The 16,432-nt window shown below is 60.7% G+C and carries 15 protein-coding genes; 11 read left to right on the plus strand and 4 right to left on the minus strand.

Translation table 11 applies throughout. The features are described 5' to 3' along the window. Positions 1-237 precede the first annotated feature (237 nt). Positions 238-1,191 (plus strand): 2-hydroxyacid dehydrogenase, encoded by a 954-nt coding sequence (locus tag IEY47_RS09595; protein ID WP_188983010.1) that lies wholly within the window; start codon positions 238-240, stop codon positions 1,189-1,191. Between the two features lie 58 nt (positions 1,192-1,249). Here IEY47_RS09595 and IEY47_RS09600 read toward each other — a convergent pair whose 3' ends face one another. After that, positions 1,250-1,996 carry a MauE/DoxX family redox-associated membrane protein gene (locus IEY47_RS09600; RefSeq protein WP_229779354.1) on the minus strand — a complete coding sequence of 249 codons (747 nt, stop codon included), beginning with the start codon at positions 1,994-1,996 and terminating at the stop codon, positions 1,250-1,252. 160 nt (positions 1,997-2,156) lie between these two features. Between IEY47_RS09600 and IEY47_RS09605 the strand changes: the two genes are divergently transcribed. Both IEY47_RS09605 and IEY47_RS09610 read left to right on the plus strand, forming a co-directional pair. Next, positions 2,157-3,515, plus strand: coding sequence for an erythromycin esterase family protein (locus IEY47_RS09605; RefSeq protein WP_188983011.1), 1,359 nt, complete (start codon positions 2,157-2,159; stop codon positions 3,513-3,515). 2 nt (positions 3,516-3,517) lie between these two features. Then, positions 3,518-4,168 carry a phosphoribosyltransferase gene (locus IEY47_RS09610; RefSeq protein WP_188983012.1) on the plus strand — a complete coding sequence of 217 codons (651 nt, stop codon included), beginning with the start codon at positions 3,518-3,520 and terminating at the stop codon, positions 4,166-4,168. 3 nt (positions 4,169-4,171) lie between these two features. Here IEY47_RS09610 and IEY47_RS09615 read toward each other — a convergent pair whose 3' ends face one another. After that, a complete protein-coding gene (locus IEY47_RS09615) occupies positions 4,172-4,960 on the minus strand; it encodes a pyrroline-5-carboxylate reductase family protein (RefSeq protein WP_188983013.1) in 789 nt (262 codons plus the stop codon). A 309-nt stretch (positions 4,961-5,269) separates the two neighbouring features. On the opposite strand from IEY47_RS09615, the gene IEY47_RS09620 reads away from it, so the two are divergent. From IEY47_RS09620 to IEY47_RS09640, 5 genes are all read left to right on the plus strand, one after another. Beyond that, positions 5,270-6,808: an MBOAT family O-acyltransferase gene (locus IEY47_RS09620; protein ID WP_188983014.1), complete on the plus strand. Its 1,539-nt coding sequence runs from the start codon at positions 5,270-5,272 to the stop codon at positions 6,806-6,808. A gap of 141 nt (positions 6,809-6,949) precedes the next feature. Continuing rightward, entirely contained in the window at positions 6,950-8,860 is a 1,911-nt protein-coding gene (locus IEY47_RS09625; protein WP_188983015.1) for an HAD-IIIC family phosphatase, read from the plus strand. Then, entirely contained in the window at positions 8,857-9,099 is a 243-nt protein-coding gene (locus IEY47_RS09630) for an acyl carrier protein (RefSeq protein WP_188983016.1), read from the plus strand. Before IEY47_RS09625 ends, IEY47_RS09630 begins: the two co-directional genes overlap by 4 nt. Before the next feature lies 1 nt (position 9,100). Continuing rightward, positions 9,101-10,144, plus strand: a complete 1,044-nt coding sequence (locus IEY47_RS09635) for a hypothetical protein (protein ID WP_188983017.1) — start codon at positions 9,101-9,103, stop codon at positions 10,142-10,144. A gap of 94 nt (positions 10,145-10,238) precedes the next feature. Then, positions 10,239-10,688, plus strand: coding sequence for a hypothetical protein (locus IEY47_RS09640; RefSeq protein ID WP_188983018.1), 450 nt, complete (start codon positions 10,239-10,241; stop codon positions 10,686-10,688). A 14-nt stretch (positions 10,689-10,702) separates the two neighbouring features. Here IEY47_RS09640 and IEY47_RS09645 read toward each other — a convergent pair whose 3' ends face one another. After that, positions 10,703-11,197: a DUF2938 domain-containing protein gene (locus IEY47_RS09645; RefSeq protein WP_188983019.1), complete on the minus strand. Its 495-nt coding sequence runs from the start codon at positions 11,195-11,197 to the stop codon at positions 10,703-10,705. A gap of 80 nt (positions 11,198-11,277) precedes the next feature. On the opposite strand from IEY47_RS09645, the gene IEY47_RS09650 reads away from it, so the two are divergent. Together IEY47_RS09650 and IEY47_RS09655 are read left to right on the plus strand one after the other, a co-directional pair. After that, positions 11,278-11,712: a helix-turn-helix domain-containing protein gene (locus IEY47_RS09650; RefSeq protein WP_188983020.1), complete on the plus strand. Its 435-nt coding sequence runs from the start codon at positions 11,278-11,280 to the stop codon at positions 11,710-11,712. A gap of 133 nt (positions 11,713-11,845) precedes the next feature. After that, entirely contained in the window at positions 11,846-12,781 is a 936-nt protein-coding gene (locus tag IEY47_RS09655) for a DMT family transporter (protein ID WP_188983021.1), read from the plus strand. Between the two features lie 116 nt (positions 12,782-12,897). Here IEY47_RS09655 and IEY47_RS09660 read toward each other — a convergent pair whose 3' ends face one another. Beyond that, positions 12,898-13,779 (minus strand): TraB/GumN family protein, encoded by an 882-nt coding sequence (locus IEY47_RS09660; protein WP_188983022.1) that lies wholly within the window; start codon positions 13,777-13,779, stop codon positions 12,898-12,900. Positions 13,780-14,123: 344 nt separating this feature from the next. Here IEY47_RS09660 and IEY47_RS09665 point away from each other — a divergent pair, with 344 nt between their 5' ends. Further along, positions 14,124-16,253 carry a TonB-dependent siderophore receptor gene (locus tag IEY47_RS09665; protein WP_188983023.1) on the plus strand — a complete coding sequence of 710 codons (2,130 nt, stop codon included), beginning with the start codon at positions 14,124-14,126 and terminating at the stop codon, positions 16,251-16,253. Positions 16,254-16,432: the final 179 nt, after the last annotated feature.

Genomic DNA, 16,432 nt, shown 5'->3' on the forward strand with positions numbered 1-16,432 from the left:
CATCCGATCACAGGTCATACGACATAGCATCCGGGCATCGACGAACCTGTCATGGACGCCCCTTTCCGATGCTTCCAACAGGTTCGTAGCGGAACTCGAGCCGGATTGATCTTCAAGCCAAGATGTCATACAACTGGTCAGAATTCGTGATCTTTTGGTGTCTAGCTGAACCCAGCGCGCCGTACGCGCCCTAAGATCGCGCTATAACAACACCGCAATCCATTGCAGGAGACGTCCATGAGCCAAGCTTCCCAACGCCCGCAGTTGCTGATGATGGGTCAGCTGTTACCCGCGCTCGTCGAGCGTATTGAGCAGACGTACGATGTACATCGCTTTTGGGAGGTCCAGGACAAAACGGCTTGGCTAAAAGCGAACGCCGACAAGATCGATGGCATCGCCACGAGTGGCGTCTTTGGCGCGAAAAAAGAGCTGATCGACGCGTTGCCCAAGCTAAAAGCGATCATCAGCTTCGGTGTTGGCTACGACTCCATCGATATCGGCGCCGCACGCGACCGGGGTGTGATCGTCACCAACACACCCGGCGTACTGGACAACTGCGTTGCCGATACGGCGTTCTCGATCCTTCTGGCGCTCGGTCGTCGCGTGTGCGAAGCCGACCGCTTCGTTCGCGCCGGCCAATGGCCGCAAGGGCGCTTCCCGCTGTCGGGCAGCATTGGCGGCAAGGTGTGCGGCATCGTTGGTCTCGGAAATATTGGCCGCGCGATTGCCAAGCGCGCCGAAGCCTTCGGTATGACCATCGCCTACCACAACCGTAGTCGCCGCAACGACGTGGATTACACCTATCACGAAACCTTGGAAGGCTTGCTCGAGGCCTCTGATTACGCCGTGCTGGTCGTACCAGGCGGAGGCAGCACAGACCATCTGATCGGGGCAGAACAGCTCAAGGCCCTTGGCCCGAAAGGCTACCTCGTGAATATCGCACGGGGTTCCGTAGTGGATCAGGACGCGCTGATCGGCGCACTCAAGGACGGCACGATCGCCGGCGCGGCATTGGACGTGTTCGCTGACGAACCGAACGTTCCGGCTGACCTGATGGGGATGGATAACGTGGTGCTGACACCGCACATCGGCAGCGGTACTCACGAAACCCGCCAAGCGATGGCCGACCTGTTCTACGACAATCTCGAAGGCGTCTTCCGCCGCGGCGAAGCCGTCACGCAAGTACGCTGACCTGCCCAAGCCGTCTCGCGCCACTTCCCTTGTGGGAGCGGCGCGAGCCCGCACTGGGCTAGCGAAACAACATCCAGACCGCCATCGCGACCATCATCAGGTTCTCGGTTAACGAAATGAAGCCGAGCGGCACATTCCCACTGCCGCCAACGCAGGCGCACCTCAACTCGCGCTTATCGATGTAGACGGCCTTGAACACCGACATGGCACCAACGCTGCCGATGAACAGTGCCACGGGAACCGCAACCCATAGCAGCGCCCCGGCGATCATGAGGATGCCCGCCAATGCTTCACCGAATGGATACGCGTACGCATAGGGGACATAGCGCTGGGCGAGTAGGTCGTAGCCAAGAAACATCGTCGAAAAGCGTTCGACATCCTGAAGCTTGAGGATCGCCAGCACGCACATGCTGAAAGCAATGAACCACTCCAGCGTACGCAACGTCAGCAGCGCACCCAGGCTGGCCCAGCTGGCCGCCAGGGCCATGAGCGCAGCCACTGCAAACACCGCCATCACGGGCGTATAGCTTTTCTCGTCCGGTTTCGCGGCGGGCTGGCCGAAGTATTCGCGGAGCGCGTCGTACCCACCGATTCGCTGGCCCCCGATGAATACCTGCGGCGTGCTATCGACCCCATGCTCGGCCTTGAACGCATCGGTCTGTGCCCGCGTTTCCAGCCAGTGGTCCTCTATGGCATAGCCCTTTCGTCGGAGCAGATCTTTCGCTTTCAGTCCGAACGGGCACAGGTGGCCGGGCATGACCATCCGGTAGAGGACGGCCTCGCGGCCACGGTTCATCGAAGGCATGGCATCTCCTATGGCACCGAAGTATCACCTAGGTGCCGACCGTCGAGACGCTGCGAAAATTCCATAGGGGTGTCGCCGGTCGCATCGTGCGGAACAACATGGCTGTGCCGGGCTCTGCCGAAGAGAGGGTTCTGAAACACCCGTCTGCTGGAGGTGAACCATGGCTTCCCCCTCGACCCGCCGTGTGCCGCACTTCAGGCGTCCGAACGAAGACGCTCTGCCCGACGTATCTGACCTATTGGCACGGTACGCCGAGCCGTTGCCGGATATGGACAGCGACACGTTTGGCGCGCTGTTCGACCGCTACGCCGATGCCAGGGTCGTGCTCATTGGGGAGTCAACGCACGGTACCGCAGAGTTCTACCGTGCACGTGCTGCTATCACTCGCCGGCTCATCGAGCAACATGGCTTTTCCATCGTTACGGTTGAGGCCGATTGGCCGGATGCGGCACGCATCGACCGATACGTCCGCGGTCTGGGACCGTCCAGCCTGGAAGAACATGCGTTCGCGCGCTTCCCGACTTGGATGTGGCGCAATACCGAGGTCGAATCCTTCACCCGTTGGCTAGAGGGGTTCAATGCGACGTTGCCGAGCGAGGCAAGGGTCGAATTCCGTGGGCTCGACATCTACAGCCTACGCAGCTCGCTGCAGGAGGTTCTGCGCTACCTCGACGAAACCGACGCCGAGCATGCCAGGGAGGCGCGAGATCGCTACGCCTGTCTCTCGCCATGGTTGGAAGATCCGGCACGCTATGGCCACTTCGTCGAGCGTGGCGCGGAACATTCCTGCGAAGCCAAAGTGGTGGAACAGCTGTACGCATTACTGGAAAAACGCCTGGAAAACTGTATCGCCGATGAGGAGTCCCTCTTTCAAGCGACTCAGAATGCGCGTGTCGTGTGGGCGGCTGAGCAATACTACCGCGCCATGTTCCGCGGCTCGGGCACCTCTTGGAATCTACGAGACCGGCACATGTTCGACACCCTGCAACGGCTGTTGGAAAACCGTGGACCGGGTGCAAAAGCCGTGGTGTGGGCACACAACGCGCATGTGGGCAATTCGGGCGCGACGGCAATGGGCTGGCGTGGTGAGTTCAACCTTGGCGAACTGTGCCGCACCGCCTTCGGGCGGCAGGCCGTACTGCTGGGCATGAGCACGGACCGCGGCGAGGTTGTCGCGGCCGATAAATGGGATGGCGACACGCGCGTGATGCAGGTATTGCCGTCGCGAGAAGACAGTTGGGAGCGGCAATTTCTCAAGGCCGGGATTCCCGCCTCATTGACTAGCTGGCGCGATCATACGGACCAAGCGCTGCACGAGGCGCTCGCCGAGCCGCGATTGGAACGCGCTATCGGCGTCATCTACCGTCCGGGTACCGAGCGCTACAGCCACTATTTCGAAGCCGTGCTCAACGAGCAGTTCGACGCGCTGCTCTGGTTCGAACAAACGTATGCGTTAACGCCGCTACCGACGCCGTCGAGCGACAGCCGAGAACGCGACACCTTCCCGTTCGGGGTCTAGGCATGCCTCGCTATCGGGATCGACGCAGTGCAGGCAAGCTGTTGTTGGACGCGCTCCGACCTTCGTTACAAGAAACGCCCGTCGTGCTCGCCCTGCCCCGTGGAGGCGTCCCTGTCGCATTCGAGATCGCCATGGCACTGAACGCGCCACTGGATCTATTGCTCGTGCGCAAGATCGGCGTACCGGGCCGGGAAGAATTCGCCGTTGGCGCGATCGCCGAAGGTGACCCTTCCTACGCTGTGGCCGACCCGCGAACGCTGAGCTTCTTCCAGCTTTCGACCGAGTGGTTCGAACACGCCAAAGCCCTCCAACTGGAGGAGATCAAACGGCGGCGCTTAGCCTATGGCGGTGCCCGGCAGTGGATTTCATTGACAGGCAAAACGGTCGTAATCGTCGATGATGGCGTCGCGACCGGCAGCACCGCCCGCGTAGCACTCGAAGCAGCCGCAGCGGCCCGGCCATCGCGGCTGTTGTTCGCAACGCCGGTCGGTGCGTCGTCAGCACTGGCCAAGCTACGCCCGCAGGTGGACGACTGTATCTGCCCCTACATTCCCCAACCGTTTGAAGCGGTGGGTCAGCATTACGACGATTTCGAACAGACGACGGACGCTGAAGTAGTCGCGCTGCTCGAACAAGCGCGATCACGCCAGTGAGCGTCAGCGCCCTTCAGCCATGGCGATCGCCTTCGCCCGCGCGGATTCCAATCCCGCGGCAACGGCTTCGTTGAACCCTGCACCCACCATCGCCTCCAGCCCTGCCGCGGTGACGCCGGCATAACCTCGCAAGGCCCCAACGATCTCGTCCGCACAATCCCCGGCCAACATCTGGCCGGCATCCACCACGGTACTGTGCGCGGCACGCCGGGCAATGTCAGGCGGCAACCCGGCAGCGCATGCGTGCGCCTCTAGCGCCTGCACCAACAGCGCGGCGTAGGCGGGCCCTGTACCACTCAAGCCAGAGAGATAGGTCAGCGCGTCTTCGGACGGCAGCGCCTGGGCCTCGCCGCATGTCTCGAACATCTGCTGGACGAACATGCGATCACATTCGGTCGCGCCTGGGGCCGCGAACCAGGGCGTATAGGACCGGCGTAAGGACATGGCCGCATTCGGCATTGCCCGGATAACGCGCGGCGTATCCAGCCGGTCGCAAAGTTGCGGCAAGGGCGCTCCTGCAATAAGCGACACGACGAGTTTGTTGGCGCAGTGAATATCGAGCGCTTCGAGCTGTTCAGGGCGAACCGACAGCACGACACAGTCCGCCGCCTCGACCAACCGCTGGTTGTCGGTCAACACACGGACCTCGGGCCAGCGATCCGCGAACGGATTCGCTCCGGAGGTATTGGCGATTATCAGATCCGACGGTGCCACGAGCCCTTGCTCGAGTACGCCCTCGCCCAGCGCCTTGCCCAGCCAACCGGACCCACCAATGATGCCTACCGTCTTCATATTGCCCTCGCAACGATGAACCTCGAGGACATCCTACGGGAGGATGCACCCGAGGCCGAATAGCGCCAGCACCGTGATAACAGCGAATGCGAGCCTCGTCTTCTCACACTGAATCCATTCAGCGAACACGAAAGGAACGCCGTTCATCGGCTGAAAAAGTAAGAACGCTCCTCGACGCAACTTTCGCGAAAAGTTCCCGTCTAGTGCCAGGCTGCGTGTGTCGTGCTCAGAGTACGGCCCCCCTCGATGGACCTAGAGCCGGGCTGTCGCAGTGCTGAGTTTCAATGGAATGAATCTTGGAGAGCGACCATGCTTTTCAACTCGGCAATCTTCATCGCCGGCTTTCTGCCGGTGGTTCTACTCGGTTTCTACCTCTTCGCCGGAACGGGACGTCAACGGCTCGCCGTGATCTGGCTGACCTGCGCCTCGCTCGTTTTCTATGGCTGGTGGAACCCGCTGAACCTGCCGCTGCTTCTGGGCAGCATCGCCTTCAATTTCCTGCTCGGCGGATACCTGCGGGGGCATCGCTCAACGCTCGCATTGGCGCTGGGCATCACCGCGAATATCGCGCTGCTGGGTTATTACAAATACACCAGCTTCCTGTTCGGCACGCTCGACGATCTGTTTTCAACGGGCTGGTCGATCGATGAAATCATCCTGCCGCTGGCCATCTCGTTCTTCACTTTCCAGCAGATCGCGTACCTGGTGGACGCGCATGACGGTGAAGTGGAAGAGCATAACTTTCTCAACTACTGCCTGTTCATCACCTTCTTCCCGCATCTCATCGCTGGGCCGATCACCCACCACAGCGAAATGCTTCGCCAGTTCAGTGCGAAGGACACGTTCAACTTCCGTCTGGACCAGTTCGCCCTCGGCCTGACGGTTTTTCTCCTGGGGCTGTTCAAGAAAGTGGTGATCGCCGACCCCATGGGGCAGAAAGCCGCCCCCGTATTCGCTGCGGCAGCCGACGGTACGGCGCCCGCTTTTTTCGATGCCTGGACGGGCGCGCTGAGCTACACCTTGCAGATCTACTTCGACTTTTCCGGCTACAGCGAGATGGCGATCGGTTTGGGCCTGCTGTTCGGCGTCCGCCTGCCGGTCAACTTCGACAGCCCCTTCAAAGCGCGCAACCTCATCGACTACTGGTCGCGCTGGCACATGACGCTGACGCGCTTCCTCACCGCCTACATCTACAACCCCATCGTGATGCGCGTCACCCGTGCACGTCTTGCCGCCGGCAAGCCGCTACCCAAGCGCGGCAAGATGTCCGCCGGGACGTTCTTCGCATTGGTGGCCTACCCGACCGTGTTGACCATGTTCATCTCTGGCGTGTGGCACGGTGCCGGCTGGCAATTCGTGGTGTTCGGCCTGCTGCACGGCTTCTATCTCGTCGTCGCCCACGGCTGGCGCGCGTGGAAAGTGAAACGTGGATGGAAGCTCGACAGCGATCGCCTTATCCATCACGTACCCGCCGTGGGGCTGACATTTCTCTGCGTCGTCGTGGCGATGGTGTTCTTCCGTGCCGAAAGCGTCAGCGCTGCGCTGGCGATCCTGCAGGGCATGGTCGGGCTCAGTGAGCTCAGTGCGCGCCCTGAGAAATGGACCGTCCTGACCATCGCGCTGCTGCTCGCCTTCTGCTGGTTCCTGCCCAATATCCAGCAGTGGATGCGCGGCATGGAGACTGCGCTGGACGCCAAACCGCGCGAGAACGTGCTGCTGCGCTGGGTGCCCCAGGCGGCCTTCGCGGCCTCGCCCATGGTCGGTGTCACGATCGGTGCGCTGGGCTTTTTCGCATTGGCCATCGCATTTTCGGTGGCGCCCAGTGAATTTCTCTACTTCCAGTTCTAGCTGTCGATTCAACGCTTCACGTATGCGTATCGCCCCGCCGTCGTGGCCGAACCCAACGCTGCCGCGACGTGCGAAGACCCACTTTTGAACGATCCGCCGGAGACGATACCGAGCCGGTCGCACACTCACAGGGAGGTGACGATGAATCAATTGCTCTGGCTACCGCCGCACGACGACATAGGCGCCGCGTTATCCGCGGCCAAGCGCGAAACCGACCCGACAACGCGGCTGACACAAGCGATCCGCCTGGCCGGCTATCGTCGGGATTTCACGCAAACCGCCCGTATCGACCGACTGGCCAACGACGCACTTTCCGATGATCCCAACCCGCCAGGCCTGACACCGTTACGCGTGGCGTTGCTGTCGTCCCATACCCTCGACCAACTGTTGCCGGCGATCCGTGTCGCGGGTCTGCAGCGACGGCTCGCGCTGTCCATGTACCTGGCGCCCTACGGCATGTACCGCCAGGCGCTGCTGATGGACGATCCGGCGCTGAACGCATTCGCGCCGCAGGTCGTCGTGCTGGCGCTCGATGCCCGCGATGCCCCCTTGCAGCTACCGTTGCAAGCGAGTCAGGCGGAGGTGGATGTCGCCATCGCCACACGTATCGAAGAGCTGCGACTGCTATGGCGCCGAGCCCGCGAGCGCTACGCCGCGCAGGTTATTCAGCAAACCTTGGTACCGGTCGATCCTCTGCTGTTCGGGGCGTTCGAAGCGCAGGTTCCGGCCTCGCCCTATGCACTGATCGACCGTCTGAATGCGGCCATTCGGGAAGCGGCACGCGTCGACGGTGTGCTGCTAATGGACCTCGCCTGGCAAGCCGCGCAAGGCCTGTACGGCTCGGGTCTTGCCGACCCCACCCGCTGGCACCAGGCAAAGCAGTTGGTAGGGCCGGAACTGTCCCCGCTGTATGGCGATCAGCTGGCCCGTATCCTCGCGGCCAGCGTCGGCTTGTCGCGCAAATGCCTGGTCCTCGACCTGGACAACACGCTCTGGGGCGGCGTCATTGGGGATGACGGCGTGGAAGGCATCACCCTCGGCCAGGGCAGTCCTACCGGCGAGGCGTTCCTGGCCTTTCAACGCTACGCCGCCTTGCTCGCCGCACGCGGCATCATCCTGGCTGTATGCAGCAAGAACAATCTGGACGTGGCCGAAGCCGCCTTCAACCACCCGGAGATGGCGCTAAGGCGCGCGGATATCGCAGCCTTCGTTGCCAATTGGGACGACAAGGCTGGAAACCTGCGCCGGATTGCAGAGATGCTGGATATCGGTCTGGATAGCCTGGTGTTCGTCGACGACAACCCTGCCGAGCGCGACATCGTGCGCCGCGAGTTGCCGCAGGTCGCCGTTCCGGAATTGCCCGACGATGTGGCCGACTATCCCGCGCGCATTGCGGCTGCGGGCTACTTCGAAGCCGTCGCGTTCACCGCCGATGACACAGGCCGCACGCGCAGCTACGCGCAGAATGCTGAACGCAAGGCGGCGCTGGACCAGGCGACGGACATGGAGGGTTATCTGCAGGGTTTGCAGATGACCTTAACGGCGGCTCCCATCGGCGCGGCGGAATTGCCGCGAGCCGCGCAACTGATCAACAAGACCAACCAATTCAACCTGACGACCCAACGCTACGGCGAAGCGGAAGTGCAACGCATCGCGGACGACGCACGCGGCGTCGCGCTGGCTCTGCGGCTGACCGACAAGTTTGGCGACAACGGATTGATCGGCGTACTGCTCGCCCGCCCGAATCCTGCCGTTGCCGCTGATGCGCTGTTCATCGACAGCTGGCTCATGAGCTGCCGAGTCCTTGGCCGTGGCGTCGAGGATGCCTCGCTTCAGGTCTTGATCGATGCCGCCATCGCTGCTGGCTACACGACATTGATCGGCGAGTACCGCCCCACCGGTCGCAACGGGATGGTTGCCGAGCACTATCCGCGTCTCGGCTTCAGCCTCTATTCCGCGCCCCAAGGCGCAGTGCCCGGAGCCACCTTCTGGCGCTACGACTTGGCCGCAAGCCGCCCCACCACTCATCACATCGAGGTAATCAGGACATGACCGAAGCAGACGTGTATGCCGCCCTCACCCCGGTTTTCCACGACGTGTTCGATGACGACAGCATAGTGCTCAGCCCTGAAACCACCGCGGATCAGATCGAAGGCTGGGACAGCCAGACCCACGTCATCCTGATCGTCGCGGCCGAGCAACGCTTCGGCATCAAATTCCGTACGGCCGAGTTGGAGTCTCTGAAAAACGTCGGCCACTTCGCCAGCCTGATCCAACAAAAGGTGCACTGACATGAGCGGTCACGTCGAGCATACGCAGGCCTCGCCTGCACCACGAAAGGTTGGACGCGGTTATCTGCTGAGCCTGTTCGTTGGGCTCGGCGGGGCTTTCGGCCTGTTCATGGGCCTGCTGGCCTACCTCGATCATTCGGAAAACCTGCCACCGCCGGCCTTTACCAACAGCCTTTGCGTGGACGAAAAGCTGAAGTACCTGCGCGAGCGCGAAGGGACTGACCCAAACCTGTTGGTCATCGGCTCATCGGTGGCCTGGCGCCACGTGGACAACACCATCGTGCGCAACCAATCGTCTGCCATCGAACCGTTGAACGGTGCGTTTTGTGGGTTGCGCGCGAACCAATCTACCTACGTCGCGGACTGGCTGATCGACCGCGAGCCCTCAGTGCGCACCGTGGTCATGGTCGTCGACCCGCAAGACTTCAGCGGCTGCGCCGTCGCACGTACGGACGTGTTCAGCCGGGAAGACGCAGACCAGTACGTCTATGAGCAAGCATCGTCTTGGCCCTATTACCTGCGTTATTTCGAACCCCGCTCCCTGCTGCGCAACGCGATGAGCGTAAAGACTCAACGGGGCACCACCGAGCATTGGGACCCACTCGTCTTCAACGCCTACGGGGATGGCCCACTGAATCCAGACGGCGACCGCGGTTTGCACTATGCCGCCGCAGAGCCTTTGGATGAACGCTGCTTCGCCGCGCTCTCCAGCTTCGCCCGGACCCTGCATCTGGAAGGCCGTAGCCTGCTGCTGGTATCCACGCCGCTCAATCCGGAATGGAAAACCCGTTACGACCCGAACGGCGCATTGCTCGAGACGTTCGACCAGCGTCTTCTGGCCGCACTGCATGGCACGCCGGCACGCTACTGGAACGCCGACCGCTACTGGAAAGCCCCAGCGGATGCCTTCGTGGACGCGATCCATATGCGTTGGCCCGCGGCCCAGCAGTTCTCGGTGGCATTGGCACAGAACATCGCCACCGTGACCGACCCCACACCGGAAGGGGCCAAGCGGAAGGTTGCTGACGCCGCGCTGGTGCAGTAGATCAGTAGCTATTTTGAGCACACCTACGCTGCATGCTCCTGGCGTTTGTCATAGGATTCCAAGGATTCCGAACTGTCTACGCCAGGAGCCTCATGTGCGCAAAATAATCCAGATACAGCCGCTCCCTGCCTCGCCCAATGGCGCGAGCCTGATAGGCGTCTGCGCGCTCTGCGATGACGGCAGGATATGGCTACACGACACCGGAGAAGAGAGCGCCTGGCGCTGCCTTCCTGAGATTCCTGGACCTACTTCGGCGGCCTCGGCATCGGAAAAACCACCTCAGGCCGGCAAACGTTGGCTGCCTGAAGATGACGAGCAGTTGGCAACTCTCTGGTGCCAGCAACGCTTCGATGTCGAACGCATTGCCAAGCAAATGCAGCGCTCGGATGGAGCGATCGTCTCGCGCCTCGTCCGCTTGGACTTCTATGGGGATCGAGACGAGGTCCGCGAAGAAAACCAGCGCCGCCGTCGAACCGCGACAGCCGTTACACACTCCCCTACGGAAACCCACGCAGATCCCCTGCAAGTGCATGAGACATCATAGGCAGCCATCGGCGCTTAGCTGACGACTGTCATCAACATCGCCACGCTATACAGACCCAATCCGAACACGGCATGGTTCGCGATGCTCTTCACGACATTCAGCGAAGGATTCGGCGTGTTGCGCCCCGCAATGCCTGCCCCCATCGCCGGCTGGACGATGAGCAACGGCGCCACGACAGTGACGATCCCTACCGCCAACGCCGGCAGTAACGTCGGCGACTCAATCCATTCGGTGCCCATGAGCACAGCGAGCAAACCCGCGAACGCGATGCCCGTAACGTAATGCGTCGCCCAGCCCAATGCGTGCTCACCCCAAACCGGTGCCGCCCGCGCAATGCTTGGGTGAACCACAACGCCACGGCACAGATGCCCTACCCAGCGACCTAGAAATGCGAAGTTCATGACCGCAACACCGCGTCCTCTCAAGAACATCAGCCACACGTCCATGAACGCGGTGGCCCCTACGCCAACGCTAAGAACCCACACACACTCATACGGCAAATGCGTCATCACAGCCTCATTCGGTTGACTGGAAACATGAACGCAAGCGAGGCTAAAGGCTCAAGTCGACTTGAGGCCAATAGGTAGCCATGGATATTGCGGATGTCGCCAACCGCTCGGGGTTTCCGGCTTCGGCGCTGCGCTTCTACGAAGAGAAAGGATTGATTCGTTCATTGGGGCGTAAAGGCGAACGCCGGCAATTCCCCGCCGAGGTGCTGAATCAACTGGCGCTGATTTCACTTGGGCAATCGGTAGGCTTCAGCCTAGACGAAATTCGCCGAATGCTCGGAACCGACGGCGAGCCCGAGATCGATCGGCAAGCGCTTCTCGCCAAAGCTGACGAGCTCGATGCCACCATTCGGCAACTACGCGCCGTTAGCAAAGGGCTGCGCCATGCCGCGGCCTGCCCAGAGCCGCGCCACACCGACTGCCCGACCTTCCAGAAGCTGCTTGCCGAGGCGATGCCCAAAGGGGGCCAAAAGAAGAAGGGCGTGCAGCCTTTTGGCAAAACAGCCGGAGATTGATCGGCCCTTCCGAGAGGCTGTATCTATTGGTTTGATGAACAGTCTTGGTAAAAACGCCAAGAGTTCTAAGCAAGACAAAGCACGAAACGTCCCCCAGACTGCACTTCCCCCCGAACGCAATAACAGTAAATTCATGAACGCAGATCGCGCATTGGCAAAAGGCATCGGCTACGGCGTCGGTGCGGGTGCTTGCTGGGGCATCGTCTTTCTTGGCCCCGCCCTTACACCAGGGCTGTCGGGTGCAGGCTTCGCCGTGCTGCGTTTCGTGTGCTACGGACTGATTGCTGTCGTACTGCTGGCGCCCCGCTGGCGACGGGTCGTCCCGCGCCTCACCAAAGCGGACTGGTTCTCGCTGTTCTGGCTGAGCCTGATCGGCAATCTTTTCTACTACTCTCTCGTCGGCACCGGCGTGCAGAACGCGGGCATTGCGACGACCTCGATGATCGTCGGGCTCATCCCGGTGCTCGTTGCCCTCGCCGGCCGCAAGGACTCCAACGCCGTACCGCTCGTCCGCATTGCGCCAGCATTGGGTTGCGCCACGTTCGGCGTTGCCCTGATCAGCCTCAATGCCCTGCTTTCTGGTGAAAAATCCGATACCACTCATGCAGGTCTTGGCTTGCTCTGCGCATTCGGCGCCCTGTTGAGCTGGAGCTGGTTCGCCGTTGCCAATGCCCGCCGCTTGGCCGTCGCGGATGTGTCTTCCCACGACTGGTCATTGCTGATGGGCCTCATGACCGGCGCGCAGGCGTTGCTGTTCGCGGTGCCCGTGTTAGCGAACGATCCAAATACGCATACGTTTGCCGACTGGCTGCACTTCCTTGCCGTCGCGGCTGGCGTCGCCTTGATCGCCTCGATCATTGGCGGTGCCCTCTGGAACCAGGCCAGCCGCTTACTCCCCCTCGCCCTCAGCGGTCAGGTCATCGTCGTGGAAGTGATTGCCGCGCTGTCGTTCGGTTTTCTCTGGGAACAGCGCTTTCCAAGCCTCGTGGAAATCTTCGCCGTCGCGCTACTGGTAATCGGAGTCGTCTGGTGCCTGCTGAGTCATCAGGAAAAGCGCCCAACCCTGTAGGGTGGATAACGCGCGAAGCGCTTATCCACCGCGTGTTTTCCGCGTAACCAACATCAGGCAAACGGTGGAAAAGGCTGCGCCATTTTCCACCCTACCCGACCTATCTTCGAGCGCCGTCACCGCCGCTCGAACACGAACCCCTTTTCCCTCAGGAGCGAGGCAAGATTGTTGTTGCCCACTAGGTGAAAAACGCCAGTGGCAACAAAGACGTTCCCTGGGTGCCCGGCGACGTATTCGTCGATCTTGTCGGCCATTCGCGCATTGCGCTGTTGAACGCCATCGCCGAGAAGCTTCAGCTCCTCGCCCAACGCCCTCAAGCCTTTGCGGTCCTGATTCGTCCACTTCTCGACGATGCGCTCACCGGTATCCGCAGCCGAACCCTTTTCAATGGCGCTCAATGCCTCGTCGATATTCGACTCGTCCCCCACCAGCCCATCCATGTAGGACGACTGCTCTTCGGGCGTTTCCAATTCGTGCACCGGCTTTTTCAACGAACCTGCCATTCCTCGAATGACGATATCGGTCCCGTAATCCGGGAACAGGCCTTTCGCCTTGAACGTTTCGACCGTCAACAGACTAACGACAAGGCTCGCGCTGTTGTCGGTGACTTCGGGTGGCAGACAATGTTGCTTCGCCAATGCGACTGCGCGCTCTTTCTGCGAAGGGGTGAGACGAGCGCCTTGGGATGCGGCCTGCTTGTAGGCCGCCTGGTTCTCCGCCTTGAACGGGTCCATTTCGAAGAACACCGCATCGGCCGCCGAAATAGCCCCCAGTGCCGCAGGCCCTGGAAGGGAATTCTTCGGCTTATTGATATGGATGGTCCCGTACAACCAGACAGTCGAGCCATCTCGATGCCCCTCGAGCAATACGCCCTTGTTATTCGGCTTGCGGTACAGCGCCTCGATTGAAGCTTTGTCCAGTACCGGCACAGGGTACGGGCAGGCGTTCGCAATGCCCGTGCTGACCAGCAGGAACAGGGCGCAAAGTGCACGCTTCATTGGTGGCATCCTTGTATCGGAAGGTGGTAAAGCCGGCGATTCTCCCAACCGCGAAACAGGAAGGTCAACGCCCCGTTCCGCATCACAAAATTAGAGACCTAGCACCCTGCTTCGTAGGGCGGGCGTAACTCGCATATATAGGCAAAAAAAGCCGCGGGCTTAGCCTGGCTTACGGCATCCGCGCACGCCGGATTAAAAACGGAGGCTCAGACACTACGGCATCTCCAAGCCATCCCAGTCAATTGATATAACATAACAACTTGTCTAATCTGCGTGGCTACTGTGAGGGCTTATTCGCGCCTCTCTCGGCAACGCGCAAAGCCCATTTGCGCAGGACGCGCAACATGAGCAAGACGCTTTATTGCCGCTATTTCGCCTTCTCCGCGTTAACCTCCCTTTCAATGGACGCCTGGTCCGAGGCTCCGCCAACAACGCTCCCTGATATTCAGGTGGAAGGGCGGCACCTCTCGGGTGACGGCGGAAGCTACAAAGCGGAAGCGATCACAGTCGGCACCAAGGCCGCTCTCGCACCGATCGACGTTCCGCAGTCGGTCAGCGTCATCACCCAGACGCGCATGAATGACCAGAATCTGCTGACGATCGGCGACGTACTCAACGAAGTTACGGGCGTTTCTATCGCGCCCTGGGACTCGATTACGCAGCAGTACTATTCCCGAGGTTACAGCCTAGATATGGCTTACGACGGCGTGCCGGTCTATGGCGGCACCTCCGGCATCCAGGAATACGACATGTCCATCTATGAGCGTGTGGAAGTGCTGCGTGGGCCGGCCGCATTGTTCATGGGCTCCGGCAGCGGTGGCGGCCTGGTCAACATGGTGCGCAAACGAGGCCTGTACGAGCCGAGCGCTTCGCTGACCACATCCATCGGCTCGTGGAATAACCATCGCGTCATGGTCGATGCCGGTGCGCCACTAGATGCCGAAGGTCGGCTGCGCAGTCGGGTGGTTGCCAGTTGGCAGGAGCAGGATTACTTCTGGGACGTAAGCCACAAGGACAAGTGGCTGACCTACGCCACCTTGGATTACCAGCTTACGCCCAGAACCGTGGTGTCGCTGACAGGTAGCCACCAGGAAGACCACATGGAGTCGCCGAACATGGGCCTGCCGGCTTATACCGATGGCCGCTTTCTCGATGTGTCTCGCTCGACTCACGTTTACCCTGAATGGGCACGCTTCGCTTATGAAACCACCGAGGTAGCGCTTGACCTGGAGCACGTCTTCGACAATGGCTGGCAGCTCAAAGGCAAACTGTTAGACCGCACCCAGGACAAGTTTTGGAAGGACGCCTTCCCCGCTCCGGGGGCCGGTGCAGGCGTTGATCCGGACACCGGAGTGATCGCCCGCTACAACCGGCGAAAGAACGATTCGGATTTCGAGCGTAGAGCCTTTGACCTGTACCTCAGCGGCCCCTTTTCCACACTGGGTCGCAATCACCACGCCACCATCGGTTACAACCGGGATCGGTTGTTTACCCGTTCGCGCAGTGTGAACGCTGCCCCCTTTTTTGATGTGCCTGTGAACAACCCGGACATCGTTTCCGAACCGGACTTCGTCTACACCAACGGTACAGAAAACGAGACCACCCAGAACGGCATCTACGGCCAGTTGCGCCTGTCGTTGGCAGGCCCGCTGACGCTCGTGCTCGGCGGGCGGAGCAGTAATTTTGAATACCGAAGCCGTAACGTAGCTCCTTCCGCCGTAACCGGTTGGACATCATCCCGCAAGGAAACCGGTGAGTTCACCCCATACGGCGCGGTGATTTACGCCTTCACCGACAATCTCAACGGCTATGTCAGCTACTCGGATATCTTCATCCCGCAGGCGCAGCAGACGGCTGATGGCGCCAGCCTGGAGCCGAGGGTGGGTGCGCAATGGGAAACGGGACTGAAAGCGTCGTTCCTCGATGGTGCAGTCGGGGCATCCATCGCTTTGTTCCGCACCAACGATACAAACCGGGCGATGAGTGATCTCAACAACCCGGGATTCTTCATTTCAGCCGGCGAGGTGGAGGTGGAAGGCTGGGAAATGGAAATCACAGGACAGCCAAGCGAGAACCTCAACCTGTCCGTCGGCTATAGCTACCTCACGAGCGAATATGTCGAGGATCAATTCTCGCCAGGTCAGAAGTTCTCCTTGTACGAGCCGCGTCATTCGCTGAAGACCTACGCCAAATACCGTTTGCTCGATGGTGAGTTCAAAGGGCTGTTCGTCGGCGGTGGGGTACACGTTAGCAGTGGCACAGATGGCAGCAGCGATACACCGCTGCGTAGCCAAGGCGGTTACGCGCTCGCCAGCGCTCAGATCGGGTACGAAGTGAACGACAAGACCTCAGTCGCGCTGATGGGCAATAACCTGTTCGACCGCCACTACTATGCTCGGGTCGGCAACCTCAACACCTACAACACCTACGGCGAGCCACGTAGCTTTACCCTTGTCCTAAGAAGCGGCTTCTGATCTTGAACGAGGTAGGGTGGATAACTCGCGAAGCGATTATCCACCAAAGGTTTCAGCCCTATTCACGTTCACGTCCGCTTGGTGAAAAAGGCTCCGCCGTTTTCCACCCTACGTTCATACCCGGTCCCGTTCCTGAAAGGATTGTGCAGACTTCATAGGCCTCGGCGCATGGGAAGCAA

Source organism: Pseudomonas matsuisoli (genome assembly GCF_014647635.1).
Lineage (GTDB): Bacteria > Pseudomonadota > Gammaproteobacteria > Pseudomonadales > Pseudomonadaceae > Pseudomonas_P > Pseudomonas_P matsuisoli.

What these genes read in the sequence shown, in the direction of transcription:
- IEY47_RS09635 (WP_188983017.1), top strand. Translation starts at nt 9,101, where the DNA reads ATGAGCGGTCACGTCGAGCATACGCAGGCCTCGCCTGCACCACGAAAG.
- IEY47_RS09655 (WP_188983021.1), top strand. Translation starts at nt 11,846, where the DNA reads ATGAACGCAGATCGCGCATTGGCAAAAGGCATCGGCTACGGCGTCGGT.
- IEY47_RS09625 (WP_188983015.1), top strand. Translation starts at nt 6,950, where the DNA reads ATGAATCAATTGCTCTGGCTACCGCCGCACGACGACATAGGCGCCGCG.
- IEY47_RS09630 (WP_188983016.1), top strand. Translation starts at nt 8,857, where the DNA reads ATGACCGAAGCAGACGTGTATGCCGCCCTCACCCCGGTTTTCCACGAC.
- IEY47_RS09645 (WP_188983019.1), bottom strand. Translation starts at nt 11,197, where the DNA reads ATGACGCATTTGCCGTATGAGTGTGTGTGGGTTCTTAGCGTTGGCGTA.
- IEY47_RS09650 (WP_188983020.1), top strand. Translation starts at nt 11,278, where the DNA reads ATGGATATTGCGGATGTCGCCAACCGCTCGGGGTTTCCGGCTTCGGCG.
- IEY47_RS09660 (WP_188983022.1), bottom strand. Translation starts at nt 13,779, where the DNA reads ATGAAGCGTGCACTTTGCGCCCTGTTCCTGCTGGTCAGCACGGGCATT.
- IEY47_RS09665 (WP_188983023.1), top strand. Translation starts at nt 14,124, where the DNA reads ATGAGCAAGACGCTTTATTGCCGCTATTTCGCCTTCTCCGCGTTAACC.
- IEY47_RS09595 (WP_188983010.1), top strand. Translation starts at nt 238, where the DNA reads ATGAGCCAAGCTTCCCAACGCCCGCAGTTGCTGATGATGGGTCAGCTG.
- IEY47_RS09605 (WP_188983011.1), top strand. Translation starts at nt 2,157, where the DNA reads ATGGCTTCCCCCTCGACCCGCCGTGTGCCGCACTTCAGGCGTCCGAAC.
- IEY47_RS09600 (WP_229779354.1), bottom strand. Translation starts at nt 1,996, where the DNA reads ATGCCTTCGATGAACCGTGGCCGCGAGGCCGTCCTCTACCGGATGGTC.
- IEY47_RS09620 (WP_188983014.1), top strand. Translation starts at nt 5,270, where the DNA reads ATGCTTTTCAACTCGGCAATCTTCATCGCCGGCTTTCTGCCGGTGGTT.
- IEY47_RS09615 (WP_188983013.1), bottom strand. Translation starts at nt 4,960, where the DNA reads ATGAAGACGGTAGGCATCATTGGTGGGTCCGGTTGGCTGGGCAAGGCG.
- IEY47_RS09610 (WP_188983012.1), top strand. Translation starts at nt 3,518, where the DNA reads ATGCCTCGCTATCGGGATCGACGCAGTGCAGGCAAGCTGTTGTTGGAC.